This is a genomic window from Actinomadura roseirufa, assembly GCF_900659635.1.
In the GTDB taxonomy this organism is placed as follows: Bacteria; Actinomycetota; Actinomycetes; order Streptosporangiales; family Streptosporangiaceae; genus Spirillospora; species Spirillospora roseirufa.
This window is the reverse complement of sequence record NZ_CAACVB010000005.1, coordinates 78,858-94,372: the sequence shown is the minus strand read 5'-3', so window position 1 is coordinate 94,372 and position 15,515 is coordinate 78,858. Positions and strand designations below refer to the sequence as shown.

15 protein-coding genes and 1 pseudogene are annotated in these 15,515 nt (G+C 72.1%); 9 read left to right on the top strand and 7 right to left on the bottom strand.

The annotated features are described in order from the left end of the window. Nucleotides 1-113 precede the first annotated feature (113 nt). Both E1291_RS02375 and E1291_RS02370 read right to left on the bottom strand, forming a co-directional pair. Nucleotides 114-1,397 carry a serine hydrolase domain-containing protein gene (locus E1291_RS02375; protein WP_131735850.1) on the bottom strand — a complete coding sequence of 428 codons (1,284 nt, stop codon included), beginning with the start codon at nucleotides 1,395-1,397 and terminating at the stop codon, nucleotides 114-116. 237 nt (nucleotides 1,398-1,634) lie between these two features. Next, a pseudogene (locus tag E1291_RS02370) lies at nucleotides 1,635-1,880 on the bottom strand (MarR family winged helix-turn-helix transcriptional regulator); the annotation flags it as partial. 14 nt (nucleotides 1,881-1,894) lie between these two features. Here E1291_RS02370 and E1291_RS02365 point away from each other — a divergent pair. Next, nucleotides 1,895-2,215, top strand: coding sequence for an NAD-dependent epimerase/dehydratase family protein (locus E1291_RS02365; protein WP_207400510.1), 321 nt, complete (start codon nucleotides 1,895-1,897; stop codon nucleotides 2,213-2,215). A gap of 73 nt (nucleotides 2,216-2,288) precedes the next feature. Here E1291_RS02365 and E1291_RS02360 read toward each other — a convergent pair whose 3' ends face one another. Then, complete coding sequence (locus E1291_RS02360; RefSeq protein ID WP_131735848.1) at nucleotides 2,289-3,158, bottom strand: maleylpyruvate isomerase family mycothiol-dependent enzyme; 870 nt, start codon at nucleotides 3,156-3,158, stop codon at nucleotides 2,289-2,291. 182 nt (nucleotides 3,159-3,340) lie between these two features. Then, the gene (locus E1291_RS02355; protein WP_131735847.1) at nucleotides 3,341-3,982 is read right to left on the bottom strand and encodes an SRPBCC family protein; all 642 of its coding nucleotides are present in this window, start codon (nucleotides 3,980-3,982) and stop codon (nucleotides 3,341-3,343) included. A 224-nt stretch (nucleotides 3,983-4,206) separates the two neighbouring features. On the opposite strand from E1291_RS02355, the gene E1291_RS02350 reads away from it, so the two are divergent. After that, nucleotides 4,207-4,848: a TetR/AcrR family transcriptional regulator gene (locus E1291_RS02350; RefSeq protein WP_131735846.1), complete on the top strand. Its 642-nt coding sequence runs from the start codon at nucleotides 4,207-4,209 to the stop codon at nucleotides 4,846-4,848. Nucleotides 4,849-5,009: 161 nt separating this feature from the next. Then, entirely contained in the window at nucleotides 5,010-5,495 is a 486-nt protein-coding gene (locus E1291_RS02345; RefSeq protein WP_131735845.1) for a carboxymuconolactone decarboxylase family protein, read from the top strand. Between the two features lie 135 nt (nucleotides 5,496-5,630). On the opposite strand, the gene E1291_RS02340 is transcribed toward E1291_RS02345, so the two are convergent. Then, a complete protein-coding gene (locus E1291_RS02340; RefSeq protein WP_131735844.1) occupies nucleotides 5,631-6,647 on the bottom strand; it encodes a zinc-binding dehydrogenase in 1,017 nt (338 codons plus the stop codon). A gap of 47 nt (nucleotides 6,648-6,694) precedes the next feature. Continuing rightward, on the bottom strand, nucleotides 6,695-7,060 hold the full coding sequence (locus E1291_RS02335; RefSeq protein ID WP_131735843.1) for a MerR family transcriptional regulator: 366 nt from the start codon (nucleotides 7,058-7,060) through the stop codon (nucleotides 6,695-6,697). A gap of 198 nt (nucleotides 7,061-7,258) precedes the next feature. Between E1291_RS02335 and E1291_RS02330 the strand changes: the two genes are divergently transcribed. Further along, the gene (locus E1291_RS02330; RefSeq protein ID WP_131735842.1) at nucleotides 7,259-8,737 is read left to right on the top strand and encodes a M1 family metallopeptidase; all 1,479 of its coding nucleotides are present in this window, start codon (nucleotides 7,259-7,261) and stop codon (nucleotides 8,735-8,737) included. 147 nt (nucleotides 8,738-8,884) lie between these two features. Here the strand turns inward: E1291_RS02330 and E1291_RS02325 are convergent, their stop codons facing one another. Continuing rightward, complete coding sequence (locus tag E1291_RS02325; RefSeq protein WP_131735841.1) at nucleotides 8,885-9,796, bottom strand: LysR family transcriptional regulator; 912 nt, start codon at nucleotides 9,794-9,796, stop codon at nucleotides 8,885-8,887. A 224-nt stretch (nucleotides 9,797-10,020) separates the two neighbouring features. On the opposite strand from E1291_RS02325, the gene E1291_RS02320 reads away from it, so the two are divergent. The 5 genes from E1291_RS02320 to E1291_RS02300 all read left to right on the top strand — a co-directional run bounded on the left by E1291_RS02320 (nucleotide 10,021) and on the right by E1291_RS02300 (nucleotide 15,465). Continuing rightward, nucleotides 10,021-10,518: a hypothetical protein gene (locus tag E1291_RS02320; protein ID WP_207400509.1), complete on the top strand. Its 498-nt coding sequence runs from the start codon at nucleotides 10,021-10,023 to the stop codon at nucleotides 10,516-10,518. Further along, entirely contained in the window at nucleotides 10,511-12,307 is a 1,797-nt protein-coding gene (locus E1291_RS02315) for a multicopper oxidase family protein (protein ID WP_207400508.1), read from the top strand. The genes E1291_RS02320 and E1291_RS02315 overlap by 8 nt, the downstream gene beginning before the upstream one ends. A 49-nt stretch (nucleotides 12,308-12,356) precedes the next feature. Beyond that, on the top strand, nucleotides 12,357-13,610 hold the full coding sequence (locus E1291_RS02310) for an NAD(P)/FAD-dependent oxidoreductase (protein WP_131735840.1): 1,254 nt from the start codon (nucleotides 12,357-12,359) through the stop codon (nucleotides 13,608-13,610). A 259-nt stretch (nucleotides 13,611-13,869) separates the two neighbouring features. Further along, the gene (locus E1291_RS02305) at nucleotides 13,870-14,532 is read left to right on the top strand and encodes a DsbA family oxidoreductase (protein WP_131735839.1); all 663 of its coding nucleotides are present in this window, start codon (nucleotides 13,870-13,872) and stop codon (nucleotides 14,530-14,532) included. Nucleotides 14,533-14,607: 75 nt separating this feature from the next. After that, complete coding sequence (locus E1291_RS02300; RefSeq protein WP_165494922.1) at nucleotides 14,608-15,465, top strand: LLM class flavin-dependent oxidoreductase; 858 nt, start codon at nucleotides 14,608-14,610, stop codon at nucleotides 15,463-15,465. Nucleotides 15,466-15,515 lie beyond the last annotated feature (50 nt).

Here is a 15,515-nt window from a genome sequence, read left to right as displayed (position 1 = left end):
CTGGGCGCGGGCGGGTTCGCCGCCGCGCACGCCGCGGGCGCGGCGATGACGCGGGCCGAGGCCGAGGGCCTGGTGTCCGCGGTCGTCACCGCGCCCGCGGCGGGGCGCCCCGATCAGCCGGCGTGAGCGGCGTCCGGTACGGGCTTGCCGAACATCGCGCAGGTCACGGCGGTCTGGAAGGCGTCGGCGGCCTCGGCGAGCTTCGGGTCGGCATCGAACTCGGCCCAGAAATCCGTCGAGATGAGGAAGCTCGCCGTCCGTCCCCCGGCGCGGTCGGTGAGGGTGGCCGTCAGGTAGCCGGGCATGCCGCCGTCGTGCCCCCAGAACGTGCCGCACGGCGTCGTCCCAGTCGCGATGCCGAGCCCGTAACCGGCGTCCGGCCGCGCGGGGTTCGACGGAACCGTGGTGCGCATCTCCGCCAGCTGCGCGGCGGGCAGCAGCCTTCCGGACATCAGCGCGGTGTGGAACCGGGCCCAGTCCCGCGTCGTGGACACCACCGCCCCGGCCATCCCGCCCCACCCGGGGTCGATGCCGGAGACGTCGACGTGCCCGTTGCGGTGCGGTCCCGCGAAGTCCCGGAACTCGGTCGGTACCCCCGGCGGCATGTGGGCCGCATCCGGTTCGTACCCGTGGGCGTAGGGGCCGCGCCAGGTGCCGTCCGTGGCGAGGTAGGTGTGCTGCAGACCGAGCGGCCGGGCGATCCGGTCGCGGACCAGGTCGGCGAGGCTCGCCCCCGTGACCCGCTCCAGGACGGCGCCGATGGCGGCGTACCCGGTGTTGCTGTACGCCCAGCGCGTGCCCGGCGCGAACAGGGGGTCATGCTTCACCCCCACGGCGAGGAGCTGCGCCGACGTCCACCGCCGCCGGTCCTTGCCGAGCATGGAGGGCAGCAGCTCGGCGTCCTCGGTGTAGTCGAACAGCCCGCTCGTGTGGTTCAGCAGCATGCGCAACGTGATCGCCTTGCCGTTGGGCACCGCGCCCGGCAGCCATTTCTCCACCGGGTCGGTCAGGGCGAGCCTGCCCTCGGCGACCAGTTGCAGGACGATCGTGGCCGTCATCGTCTTGGTGTTGGACCCCACCCTGAACTCGTCCCCCGCGGCGAGCGGGTGGTCGCGTTCGGTCCAGGGGGCGTGTTCGGCGATCTCGAACGGCCGGCCGCCGCCGTCGTCGACCCGCACGATCACACCGGGCGCCCCGGCCTCCACCAGGTTCCGCGCCAGCCGCTGAAGCCGGTCGCGCGGCGTCTCGGTTCCGTTCCGGGACGCGGGCGGCGCGGGCGCGGCGGCGGCCGGGAGCGCCGCGGACACGGCCAGGCTCGCGGCCAGCGCCGACGCGGCGAGCGCGCGCGGCAGGCGGCGCCGCGAGACACGGCCGGACGAGAGATCTCGTTGGGACATGAACCCGTTCCTCCGGGTAATGGGTGACACGGACGACCTCACCCTCCGGCCCACCGCTCACAAACCGCACACAGCCCGCTGTCAGCCGCCCGCCACGCCGCCACGCGGGAGTCTCGCCCCCGCACCGCGCCGCACGAGTGGCCATGACACGACAGGTCCGAACGGATCGATGAACAGACCACCCGGTCCGCGGGTCGTGGGCACGCTGGTGGCTGGGCTCTCCCCGGGCCCGCGGGCTCAGCTTTCGGCGGGTCGGGCCAAGGCTCTCTGAAGTGAGTCCCGGAGCCGTTCCGCGTCCTGCGGATCGAGCGGTGCGAGGAAGGCGCGCTCGGCGGCGTCGCTGGCCTCGGTGCCCCGCCGGAGGGTCTCCCGGCCGTGGTCGGTCAGCTCGATCACGTTGCGGCGCCGGTCACCCTCGTGCGGACGGCGGGCCACCAGACCCTTGCCCTCCAGCACGTCCAGGAGGGCGACCATCGTCGTGCGGTCGACGCCTCCGCGTGGGCGGGGACGACGCGATCGACCTCTGCTACGTCAAGGACACCGCCCGCGCGATCGCCCTCCTCCAGCTCACCGACCGGCTCGGCCACCGCACCTACAACGTCGGATCCGGCCGCGCGACGACCAACGCCGAAGTCATCGACGCCATCAGGACCGTCGTCCCGGACGCCCACACCGAACTCCCCACACGCGGAGCCGGCCCGCAGGCCCACCTCGACATCACCCGTCTTCAGCAGGACACCGGCTACCGTCCCGCCTACGACACCGAGCACGCGGCCGCCGACTACATCGCCTGGCTACGCGCCGGCAACGACGCCTGAGCGCCCCGTCCCCGGAACGGGTGAAGCCGGCAACGCCCCCAACGACGCCGAGCATGTCGAGCGGACTCGAGTATCAGAGCTCTCCGGATGCCTCATGGCCGGGCGGCGACCAGATGATCGACACGATCTGGAGGGCCGCCGTCGCGAGGTGCCGGTCGCCGTCGATGCGGGCGTGCTCGCCGGCCTGTTCGGGAGTGATGCCGCGGGTACATAGGCGCCAGGCGGTGTCGGCGTCGAGTTCGAGCCGCGCGGTGGGCCGGGGGTGCGGCCGGCGGTCCAGCCGCCAGCGGTCGGGTCCGCGGGTGCAGGTCCAGTCTCCGGCACCGGGCGTGGTCACGCTCACCTGGAGGACGGTGCCCGGCGGGGCGGTCACATCGCGCAGCGTGTGCGGCAGAGCCCGGAGGAAGGTGTCCAGGACGGGACCGATGTAGTACGGGTCGGTGAGTCCGGGCCGCCCGGTGGCGTCACAGATCTGCTGGTGGTGCGTCCAGTACTCGGTGTAGTCGCGGGCGACGTCCAGCCACTGGGAATGCGGTTCGGGTCCGGCCCAGCTCACCGGCCGGCCGAGGGCGTCCAGGTCGACGGTCTGCCAGAACTCGACGATCTGGGTGCCGAAGGCGGCCATCAGTTCGACGAGCATCAGCGGGCTGACACGGCTCACGGCGATCACCCACTCGTCGTTGATGCGGTCGAGGAAACGGGGGAACGCCTCGCCGTCCCGCGGATGAAGGACGTGGTGACCGTCGCGGTGGATGGACAGCCGTCCGATGTGGTCGCCGAGCACGTGCGCCGCGACATCTTTGACGCTCCAGCCGGGGCAGACCGTGGGCCGGGACCAGTCATCGGGACCGAGCCCACGCAGCAGGTCGACGAACGCGGCCTGCTGGTCGGCGAGCACGGGCCGGACATCGATGGCGGGCCCCAGCCAGGAGGTATCGGTCATCGCTTCCCCTCAGTGGTCGTTGACGGTGGCGCGTCGGGTGGCTGCGCGGCTGGTCCAGTCTCCGTGCAGACGCGTGGCCAGATGACGGCGCCCCTGCTGTGGACGCCGAGTTCGCGCCTTCCTTCGGCGGGACGGAGGAGCTGAGCGGACGTTTGGGCCGGCGCCCCGGAGCCGCGTGGTCGTCAGTGGTCGGTGGGGTGGGCCCCAGCGCTCGCCTCAGCGGTCTTCTTCAGGGCGCGCAGCCACGCTTCGAGGCCCTGGCCGAGGATCTCGGTCGCGTAGTCGACGTTCGCATCGACCAACTCGCCCGTGTGGGTCTCCTCGGTGCGCACGAGGACGCCGCCCTCGACCTTGACGAAGTTCCACACGTGGACGCCGTCGATCCGGATGCCCTCGCCGATCGCCGGGCCGGTCCAGCGGATGCAGGAGCCGTGCTTGAGCTGCCGGACGGTCGAGGTGATGACCAGGGTGGTCTCGGGCGTCACGGGAGTGGCGGGCACCGGGGTCGTCCACCGGAACGCCGAGCCCTTCCGGAGGGAGCCGTGGTGGTCGAGGCGCTCGCTGGTCTTCACGGGCGCCTGCCAGGACGGCCAGCGCTCCACGTCGGTCTGCACCTTCCACACGGTCTTCAACGGCGCGTGGATCATGACCTCGGTCCTGTAGCGGACGCGGGCCTTGGGGTCGACGCCCTCCCCACGGCACGTGAGCGACCTGGCGGGGTGGGCGGCGGCTCCGGCGGGCACGGCGACAGCGCTCAGGACGCTGACGACGAGCGGGACGGTGAGCAGGGCGGTACGGACGCTGGTCTTGCGGATGCCGGGCATGACTTTCCCCTTGTCAGTTCGAGGCGGCGTTCGCCGTCTGCGCTAGAAGCCGCTGTGTTAGTTAGAGGACGCCGTGTTCGTTAGATAGCACTGCGTTCGTTAGAAGCAACTGTGTTCGTGAGAAGTTATAACTAGCCGAGCCGAGGGACGTCAACCCCGATCGTGATACCTTCTAACTAAATCTTCAGCTTCTAGCTCCCCCGGCCGGAAGGGTGGCACGGCCAGTGGCTCGGACGAGCGACACGACCCCGCGCGAGCGCTACCGGGCGCAGTTGCGGGCGCAGATCAAGCAACACGCCTGGGAGCAGATCGCCGCCGCCGGCGCGTCCGCGCTGTCCCTCAACGCCATCGCCAAGCAGATGGGCATGAGCGGCCCCGCCCTCTACCGCTACTACTCCGGCCGCGACCAGCTGATCACCGAGCTCGTCACCGACGCGTACCAGAGCCTCGCCGATGCCCTCCGCCCGGTGTCCGGCGACGGCCTCGCCGCCCTCGGCCGCGCCTGGCGCGCGTGGGCCCTCGCCGATCCCCAGCGGTACCTGCTCATCTACGGCACGCCCGTCCCCGGCTACCGGGCGCCCGACGACACGACGGCGATCTCGTCCGAGATCATGGCCCTCCTGCTGGACGCCTGCGCCGCGCACTACGGCGACTCCCCCGCGGCTCCGTTCCACGACCACCTCGACGACCACCGAGACTGGGCCGGGGACCATCCCGCCCCGTCGGCGACCCTGCACCGGGCCCTGACCTTCTGGACCCGGCTGCACGGCGTCCTGTCCCTGGAACTGGCCGGTCACTTCACCGGCATGCGGTTCGACCCGGCCCTGCTCTTCGAAGCCGAGCTGGAGAACCTGCTGGCGCACTGACCGCGGACGCCGGCCACCGTCGCCTTGTGACATCGGCGACGGGTGCCTCACGCCACACGGCCTCGCCGTCACGGGATCCAGGCCACCGGCATCTCCATGGATGTCAGGACGCCGCGCGGACGATCGGCGCGGCACCGAACTCCACGAGTGAGGACCATGCCATGGATCCCCGAATGAACCTGATGGCCGGCGAATTCGGCCTCAAGGTGAGCAAGCGGTTCGCCGGCGTCAGTCTCCTGATCCAGCAGTCGTCCCTGCCCCGGGACCTTCAGGAGCTTGTGATGCTGCGCACCAGCCAGATCAACGGCTGCGGCTTCTGCGTCGACCTCCACACCAAGGAGGCGGCGGGTGCCGGTGAGACCGCGCTGCGGCTGCACCTGGTGGCCGTCTGGCGTGAGGCGACGGTGTTCACCGACGCCGAGCGGGCCGCGCTGGCGCTGGCCGAGGAGGGCGCCCGCCTCGCCGACGCCCACCAGGGCGTGTCCGACGAGACCTGGGCCAAGGTCCGCGAGCACTTCGACGACGACCAGCTGGCCGCCCTCGTCTATCTCGTGGCCCTGATCAACGCGGCCAACCGGCTCAACGTGATCGTCCGCAACCAGGGCGGCTCCTACGAGCCCGGAATGTTCGCCGAGTTCGTGAAGTGACCGGCACCGCGAACTGACCGGCATCCCGGACGCGGCCCGGCCCGGAGCGGGGGCGCCGGGCCGCGTCCCTGACTCGGCCAGGGGCATGGGGGGAGCACCCGGCCGCGGGCACTGCGGTGGGCTGCGGGCGGGTGCCTAGCTCCAGGGGTCGAGGGCGTGCTTGCCGCGGGTCTGGCGGGCTTCGAGCCGCTGCAACACCGCCGGCCCCTCGGCCAGGGGGTGAACCTGGGGGGTACCGGGCGGATACACGCCTTGGGCGATGAGCGCCTCGATCTCCACGATCAACGACTGGTAGAGGGACGGTGCCGCCGCCGCGAACCCGGCGATGTGCAGGCCCTTGACCTGGACCGGGTAGGTGAAGATCAGATCGTGGGTGGTCAGGGTGGCGTCGCCGGACGCGGCGCCCAACACCACGACGCGTCCGGTGACGGGCTTGGTGACCGACAGGCTGGTCTCGAACGTGGCCCGTCCCACCGACTCCAGGACCAGGTCGACGCCGCCGGTCAGGCGGGTGATCTCGGCCGCCAGATCGGGGAGCGCGCCGTCCAGGACCTCGTCGGCGCCGAGGGCCTTGACGGTGTCGTGCTTGGCCGGTGACGCCAGGGCGATCACGCGCGCGCCGTAGTGGCGGGCCAGGCGGACCGCGGCCTGCCCCACGCCTCCGGCCGCGGCGTGGACGAGCACCGCCTCCCCCGCCTTGATCTCACCCAGCGGCTTCAGGGCCGCCAACGCGGTCGCCCAGTTCAGGACCAGGCCGAGGGCCTCGGCGTCGCTCCAGCCGGACGGCACGGGGAGCACACCCGCGGCCGGCATCGTCATGAACTGCGCGAAGGCCCCGGGGCCGACTCCGACGACATGGGTACCGAGCTCAAGCGGGCCATCGACGTCCGGGCCGATGCCCACGATCTCGCCGGCGGCCTCGAAACCGGCGGCGTAGGGCGCCTGCGGGCCTCCCTTGTAAGTCCCCCGGGTCTGCATGACGTCGGCGAAGTTGACCCCGGCGGCGCCCACGCGGATCAGGTACTCGCCGGGCCCCGGGGTGGGACGAGGCCGGTCGGTCGTGAGGGTCAGATCCTTCGGCCCCCGCTGTGACCGCTGGACCAGTGCCCGCATCCCCTGCTCGGCGTCGTGCCCCTGCTCATTGATCTCCATGGACCGGACGGTAGGAGTCTCACACTTATGTCAAGGTCAAGCGCCGGTCATCGATCAGTCCGGCGGGCCTCCCGCAGGTAGGCGTCGAGTGCCGCCTGCTGCCCGCGGAGAACGGCGATACGCGCGGCCAGCCGGTCGCGGTGGCTCTCCACCTCGTCCAGGAACTCCGTGCACACCGCCTCCGCGCCGGCGAAGGCCCCGGCGGTGTGGCCGGGGAGAAGCTCCCTGATCAGCCGTACGGGGAGCCCGGACTCCAGCAGCGAGCGGATGACGAGCACCTGGTCGATCGTGGACTGACAGTAGTCGCGAAACCCGTTGTCGTGACGGCCGGGGACGATCAGCCCCTCGTCCTCGTAGTACCGCAGCGATCGCGCGCTCGCGCCGCTGGCCCTGGAAGCTTCGCCGATCCTCATGTTCGCAATAACCTCGCCGGCACCCCCGGTCTTCCGGCGCCCCCTCGGTTCGCCGGCGGCGGGGCCCGACGGTGATCTGGACCGGATCGTGGGGCGCGGGTACCGTACGGCTTGCAGCTTCGGTGATCTTGCCTTGGGCACCCAGTATTTCCTACTATTTCCATAGGTTTAGTGGACAACTCGCAAGGAGGACCACAGATGTGGAGATCACGGCTTCTCGCCGTCGCGGCCGGTGCGGCCGGCGTCCTGCTGACCGCCACCGCGGCCGTCGCCGACGCCGGGCCGGGCGCGCCGGGCATCGGCGACCCCTACTATCCGGACTACGGAAACGGGGGTTATGACGTCTCCCACTACGACCTCGGCCTGAAATACCAGCCCGCCACCGACACGCTCCAGGGCACCGCGAAGATCACGGCGCGGGCCACCCAGAACCTCACCCGCTTCAACCTCGACTTCCTGCTCGACACGCGGACGGTCACGGTCAACGGCCGCAAGGCCGCGTTCACCACGTCCGGCAAGCACGAGTTAGTGATCACTCCCGCCCGGACCGTGCGCAAGGGGACGAGACTCGACGTCACGGTGACCTACTCCGGCGTGCCGTCGACGAAGAAGTACAACGACTACGTCGGCTGGACGAGGACGCCCGACGGCGCGGTCGCGGCCCAGGAGCCGGAGAGCGCCTGGTGGTGGTTCCCCAGCAACGACCATCCGCTCGACAAGGCCGCCTACGACATCGCGATCACCGTCCCGGCCGGCCTCCAGACGATCAGCAACGGCGAGCCGCGCGGCACCCGCACGGCGAACGGCTGGACCACCCACCGATGGCACGAGGCCAAGCCGCAGGCGACTTATCTCGCCACCCTGGCCGTCGGTAAGTTCGAGGTCCACCGGAGCCGCGCCAAGGGCGGCCTGCCGGTGATCACCGCCTACAGTCCCGACGTCGACCCGGCCCTGCTCAAGTCCGCCAAGGCCAGCATCGAGACCACGCCCGAGGTCGTCGCCTGGGAGAGCACGATCTTCGGGCCCTACCCCTTCACCTCGATCGGCGGCTACGTCCCGAACGTCAAGTCGCGCTTCTCGCTGGAGGAGCAGACCAGGGTCTTCTACAGTCCCGCCGCCTTCGCCCGCGGCGTCCGGCCCTACCTCATCGTCCACGAGAACGCCCATCAGTGGTTCGGCGACAGCGTCTCGCTCACCACGTGGCGCGACATCTGGCTGAACGAGGGCTTCGCCAGCTACGCCGAGTGGCTGTGGTCGGAGAAGACCGGTCAGGGCACCGCCGCCGAGGTCGCGCGCAAGACCTATGACTCCTACCCCGCCGGCGACCCGTTCTGGCAGGTCAAGCCCGGCGACCCCGGACCCGGCGACAACCAGTTCCACAACGCCGTCTACGACCGCGGCGCCCTGACGCTCCAGGCTCTGCGCGCGACGGTCGGCGACGCGAAGTTCTTCGCCGTCATCCGCGCCTGGGCGACCCGGCACCGCTACGGCAACGCCACCACCGCCCAGTTCGAGGCGCTGGCCGAGAAGATCTCCGGGAAGGACCTGGGGAACCTCTTCCGGACCTGGCTCTACACCCCGGGCCGGCCCGCCGCACCGCCGCAGCAGGTCACGTCGACGTCCACTCCCAAGAGCTGGCAGGAGATCCGCCAGACCCGCACGCTGGAGGCCCATTGACCGCGTCGCGATCCCGCTGACGCTCCGCGGGGCCGCTGACGCGCTGTAAGCCTCTTGGTGCGTCGGCTGTCGGTGGTCATGCGGTCCGCTCTGCGGCGGGCCGCATGACCACCGCGAATCCAAATCCCCGGCGTGGCCGCGCCTCGGTCATCTCGTGGGCGGCGCGCCGTCCGCTCCTGGTTCGACGGCTTCCCAGTCCCACTCGGTGATCGTGGTGCGCATCAGGCGGGCGACGGTGGAGACGTGGCTGCCGGCGCCCCAGAGCAGGGTGAGCGTGCGGCGGCAGTCGGGGCTCTCGACGGCGATCCAGTTGACGGAGGCGGGGTTGGCGGCGCGCCGGGCGAAGCCCGGGATGAGCCCCAGCCCGAGCCCGGCGCTGATCAGGTCGGCGATGGCGCTGGGCTCGTCGCCCTCGCAGACGATCCTCGGCGCGACGTTCCGTCCGGCGAAGAGGCGGTCGAGGAGACCGCGCTGCCAGTGTCCCGGACGGGTGGTGACGAACGGCTGGCCGGCGAGTTCCTCAATGCTCACCGACGTGCGGCCCGCCAGCGGATGGTCGAGCGGCGTCGCCAGCCACACCGGCTCGTCCAGCAGCTCGACCGCCTCCAGGCCCTCGGTGGGAAGCGCCTGGGAGGTGACGCAGAGGTCGATCTCCTGGGCGCGCAGTGCGCGCGCCATCTCCTCGGCGGCCATCTGGTGCAGGACGACCTCGGCGTGGGGATGGGCCCGCTTGAACGCCATGAGCGGCCCGATGAGGGTGAGGAAGGTCTCCGACGCCAGCCGCACGGCGCCGATCCCCTCGCTGGTGGCCTCGGCGACCGCGCGCCGTCCCGCCTCGAGCTCGCCGAGCGACCGTTCGACGTGATCGCGGAAGATCCGCCCGGCGTCGTTCAGCCGGAGCCGACCGGCCCGGTCGAACAGCGGGGCGCCGAGCTCGGCCTCCAGCCGGGCGATGGTGCGGCTCAGTGAGGGCTGGGCGACGCGCAGCTCGTCGGCGGCGCGGCTCAGGTGCTCCAGCCGCGCGACCACGAGGAACTGGCCGAGCGCGTTCAGGTCCATGGGCCGCTCCTCGTCCCGATCGTGTCCCCGCCCATGCTCCCGCCCATGTGCCCGCCCGTGCGGCCGTGAGCGGACGCGGCGCGGTCATGCGTGTACGGACATAGCGTCATAGCAATATAGATCTTAGACAAGATAACTCGCTAGGCATAACGTCGTGGCCCTGAACGTCGTGGACACAACGTCCTGACGATCGCGCATCGAGACCAGCGTGAGGAGGACGGGACATGGCCACCGCGACCGACGGGCAACGCTCGGCCCTGCCGGACCGGGAGGGTGCCGGGAATCGGAGAAGGACCGGCGAGTGGGTCCTGCGGGCCATCGTCGGCGCCCACGTATTCGTCATCTTCGGCCAGCCGGTGTTCGCCGGGGTCTACCTGAGCGGCGACTACGACGGCCTGCGCTGGCACGCGGCCGGCGCGAACATCGTCACCTCCATCGGCTACGTCCAGCTGGTCGCGGCGATCGTGATCTGGGTCCGGGGCCGCGTGAGCTGGCCTTTCCACGCGACGCTGGCCCTGGTCGTGGCCGAGACGGTCCAGTACCTGGCGGGCCAGGACGGGGCGTTGTGGCTGCACCTCCCGCTGGGCGTGATGACCATCGCCGGCCTCGTCGTGCTGTTCATCGCCGTGTGGCGCCGGCCGCTCCGGCTCCGGCCGCGTCCCCCACGCACGCGGTCGAAGGCCACGGCGGCACCGGAGCGGCGGGAGACGGGCGATGAGTGAGCGGGACGACCGCACCGCTCACGATTCCGAAGAAGGCGACCGAGTGGGCAAGGGCATGGACGATGACGTGGCCGGTCGCGCGGGCGACGGCATGACCGACGGCTTGGGCGGCCCCGCCGACCCCGATGTGGACCCCGGTGCGGACGACCGTGCGAGCGGGGGGTTCGGCCGGCGGCAGGTACTGGGTATCGGGGGAGCGCTCGGCGTGGTGGCCGTGACCGGGCTGACGACGGCGGCCGCGCTGTCCCGGCGGCCCGCGGCGACGGGCGCCGAACTGCGCAGCGCCGTGCCGCTGCCGCCCGCCTACCAGGTGCCGCTGCCGATTCCCTCCGTCCTGGCGCCGGTCGGCACCTCGGGTGGCATCGACCGGTATGAGGTCGTCCAGCGCGAGGCGACCGCGGAGATCCTGCCCGGTGTCAGGACGCCCCTATGGACGTACGGGGGCACCTTCCCCGGGCCGACGATCGAGTCGCGCCGCGGCCGGCCGATCACCGTGCGGCATCGCAACGAGCTGCCGGTACCGACCGTCGTGCATCTGCACGGCGGACGGAGCACGCCGGACTCCGACGGGTACCCGACCGACCTCGTCCTCCCCCAGGGATGGCCGGACGAGGGCACCGCCGCACCCGCCGCCGCACCCGCCGGGCCCACCGGCCACGGGCACGGCGCGCGGAGCGAGCGGGGCATGCAGGGCATGAGCGATCCGCGGGCGGTGCGGACGAGGCTGACGCGGGACTACACGTTCCCGCTGGAGCAGCGGCCGGCCCTGCTCTGGTACCACGACCACCGGATGGACTTCACGGCTCCCGCGATCTGGCGGGGCCTGGCCGGGCTGCACATCGTCCGCGACGACGCGGAGGACGCGCTCGGCCTGCCCTCGGGACGGCACGAGCTGCCCCTCATGATCGCGGACCGCGCGTTCGCGGCCGACGGCGCCCTCGTCTACCCCTCTCTCGACCCCGGCCTGCGCAAGCGTCCGGGCGTCCGCGAGCCCTACCTCGGCGGAGTCCTCGGCGACGTGATCCTCGTCAACGGCGCTCCGTGGCCGGTGCACGAGGTCGACGCGGTCCGGTACCGGCTGCGGATCCTGAACGCCTCGAACGCGCGCCACTACGACCTGGAGGCCGTCACCGACGACGGACGGCGGCTCGACCTCGTCCAGATCGGCGCCGACCAGGGGCTGCTCGCGGCGCCGGTCACCCACACCCGGCTGCCGATCGCCCCGGCGGAGCGCTACGACGTGGTCGTCGACTTCTCCGGCGTCCCGGTCGGCGGCCGCGTCAGGCTCCTCAACCGGCTGGGCACCGGGCGCACCCGCGACGTCATGGCGTTCCGGGTCGCGCGCAAGGCCGCCGACCGCGGCCGTGTCCCGGCCGTCCTCTCGCGCGACCTTCCGGCCTGGCGCCGGGCGGACGCGGTCCGGGTGCGCGAGTTCTCCTTCCGGGCCGGGCGCATGCACGGCGGCCACGGGTGGCTGATCGGCGGGCGGCCGTTCGACCCCGCCCGCACCGACGTCACCGTCCGGCTCGGCGACGTCGAGGTGTGGCGGCTGGTCGCCGACGTCCACCATCCCGTCCACCTGCACCTGGTCGGCTTCCGGGTGCTCTCGCGCAGCGGCCGTGCGCCCCGGCCCCACGACGCCGGCCTGAAGGACACGGTCTCGCTGCGGCCGGGCGAGTCGGCGGAGATCATCACCCGTTTCGACGGCTACCGGGGCCGTTACCTCTTCCACTGCCACAACGCCGAGCACGAGGACATGGGGATGATGGCCAACCTCGAGATCATCTGACCTTCTCCTCCCGGAAGCCGTCTCCCCGTTTCATAGAAGGAGCTTCACCATGCCCGCCGATCCCGGCATCGTCATCATCGGAGCGAGCCTCGCCGGAGCGAAGGCAGCGCAGGCCCTGCGCCTCGGCCACGGCTACGACGGGCCGATCACCCTCGTCGGCGACGAGGCCCACCTGCCCTACCAGCGGCCCGGCCTGTCCAAGGGCTACCTTCTCGGCACCGAGAAGGCCGCCGAGCTCGACGTCCTGGAGCCGCAGTTCTACGCCGACCAGGACGTCGCCCTCGCGCTCGGCGCGCCCGCCACCGACCTCGACCTCGACGCCCGGCGGGTGCGGATCGCGGGCGGCGAGGAGCTCGCGTTCTCCCAGGTGCTGATCGCCACCGGCTCGCGTGCCCGCCGGCTCACGCTGCCGGGCGCCGATCTCGACGGCGTCCACTACCTGCGCAGCCGTGACGACAGCGACCGGCTCGGCGCGGCCCTGCGCGCGGCCGAGCGCGTCGTCATCGTCGGGGCCGGATGGATCGGCTCGGAGATCGCGGCGGCGAGCCGCACCCTCGGCAGGCACACCACCCTCATCGACCCGCTGCCCACGCCGCTGTACGGCGTGCTGGGCGAGCGGATCGGCGGGCTCTTCGCCCAGCGGCACCGCGACCAGGGCGTGGAGCTGCTCACCGGGGAGGGCGTCGAGTCCATTCTCGGGACGGGCACCGTCGAGGCCGTCTGGACCACCGGCGGGCGCCGGATCCCCGCCGACCTCGTCATCGTCGGCGCCGGAGCCGTCCCCAACACCGGTCTGGCCGAGGCCGCGGGCCTGCGCGTGGACGGCGGGATCCTCGCCGACGAGCACCTGCGCACCTCGCACCCGGCGGCGGTGACCGCGGGCGACGTCGCCCGCCACCGGCATCCGCGCCTCCCGGACGCCGTGCGGATCGAACACTGGGACAACGCCGTGGTCCAGGGGACCGCCGCGGCGGCCGCCCTGCTCGGCGAGCCCGCGACCGTCGACGCGGTCCCCTACTGCTTCTCCACCCAGTACGGCTCCACGCTCGAATACGTCGGGCATCCGGCCGCCTGGGACCGGGTCGTCACCCGCGGCGCGCCCGATGCGCCCGGCTTCACCGCCTTCTGGCTCGACGGCGGCACACCGGTGGCGGCCATGACCATCGACAACTGGGGCGCCGCCGACCATCTCCGTGCCGTCGTCGCGAACGCGCGTCCCATCGACGCGCGGCTGCTCGCCGACGTCGACACTCCCCTGGAGAACCTGGCGGTACACGGCCTGTCGCAAGACCTGCCCGTCTGAGCCCCCCTGACCTCCTCGTCCTGGCGCCGCCTGCCGTGGAGACCGGCCTGACCGGTCCCCACGGCATCGGCATGTCCGGCGCCGGCCACCGAACGGCTCCTTGATCTCAAGCGCGGTCGAGGTTGCAGGATGAGCCACCGAGCCCATCCCCGCACCTGAGGAGGAGCCTGCGCATGACCACGCACATCGAGGACCGGATCGCCGCGTTCCGCGGGCGAAGCGCGACCGGGCGGCGTTCCCGCGCCGCCTGGGGACGCCCATGAAGGTCGAGGTCTACGCCGATGTGCTGTGCCCCTGGTGCTACATCGGCAAGAGGCGGATGAGCGCGGCGCTGGCCCAGGTCGGCGACCGGGACGGCGTGCAGATCATCTGGCGCGCCTTCGAGCTGGCCCCGGACGGCGGCCGGGTCCCCGGCCCGACCGCCGCCGAGGCCATGGCCGAGTGGTGGGGCGACCGGGCACCGGCTCGCGTCGCCCGGATCCGGGCCCTGGGCGCGGCGGAAGGACTGGAGCTCAACCTTCACCTGGCCCGTCCGGTCGGGACCTTCGACGCGCACCGGCTGTGCCGGCTGGCCTCCGCCCGCGGCCGGGGCGACCAGATGATGGAACGGCTGCTGCGCGGCTACCACACCGAGGGGCTGAACGTCGCCGACCCTCGGGTCCTCTTGCGTCTGGGCGGCGAAGCCGGGCTGGACGAGTCCGAGGTGGAAACGCTCCTGTCCGGCGACGGGCACGCCGAGGACGTCCGCGCCGACCGGCGCCGCGCCGCCGCGCACGGCATCACCGGCGTCCCCTCCCTCGTGATCGAGGGCGGGCCGCCGGTGTCGGCCGTCCAGTCCCCCGGCGAGCTGCGGCGGCTGCTGGAGGACGGCCTGGCCCGCACGCCCGGCAACATCGGCCCACTGATCCCGCCGCCGCATTGAGCACACGCCGGCCTCTGACTCGCATAGCAGGCACCACCATTCATGGAACGCGCCGCCATTCTCGAAAGGAACAGCATGGACATCGGTATCGGATTGCCGGGGCACGGCCCCTGGAAGGACGGCCGCATTCTGGTGGAATGGGCGCGCCGCGCCGAGGCGCGCGGTTTCTCCACCCTCAGCGTGAGCGACCGCCTCGCATGGACGACACCGGAACCGCTGATCACGCTGGCCGCCGCAGCCGGTGCCACCTCCCGCATCAGGCTCCTGACCAGCGTGCTCATCGCGCCTTTGCGCGCCAATCCCGCGCTGTTCGCGAAAGCCGTCACGAGCCTGGACCAGCTCGCGGGGCCGGGTCGCCTCAACCTGGGGCTTGCTCCGGGCGTCCGAGACGACGACTTCGTCCTCAGCGAGGTGGACTACAGCACACGGGGAAAGCAATTCGACCGGTTCCTGAATCGCCTGACGGTCGCCTTCACATCGGATGACCCCGTAGGGCCGCGCCCCGCGACACCCGGCGGCCCACCACTGTTGTTCGGCGGCACCTCCGCGTCGGCATTGCGCCGGATCACCTCGCAGGGGACGGGGTGGATCGCCGGGGACGCGACCGTCCAGAGCGTGCGGGACTTCGCGCCGCGCGTCCGCGAGGCATGGGACGGGGCGGGCCGAGCCGGGGCACCGCACGTGGTCGCGTCGGTCATGTACGCGCTCGGCCCGGACGCCCGAGCCGCCGTCTCCAGCGCGATTGGCTCGTACTACGCCTTCGCGGGGGACGAGTACGCGCGGTACGGGATCTCCATCGCCCACACCACGCCCGCCCAGATCACCTCGGCGGTCGCCGAGTTCGGCCGGATCGGGTGCGACGAACTGATCTTCATGGGGAACGATCCCGATCCGGAGCAGGTGGACCTCCTGGCCGACGCGGTCGGCCTCTAGGAACGCCGGGCGCGTTAGAGACAGGCCCTTTGACCGGTGGGCGACCGGGC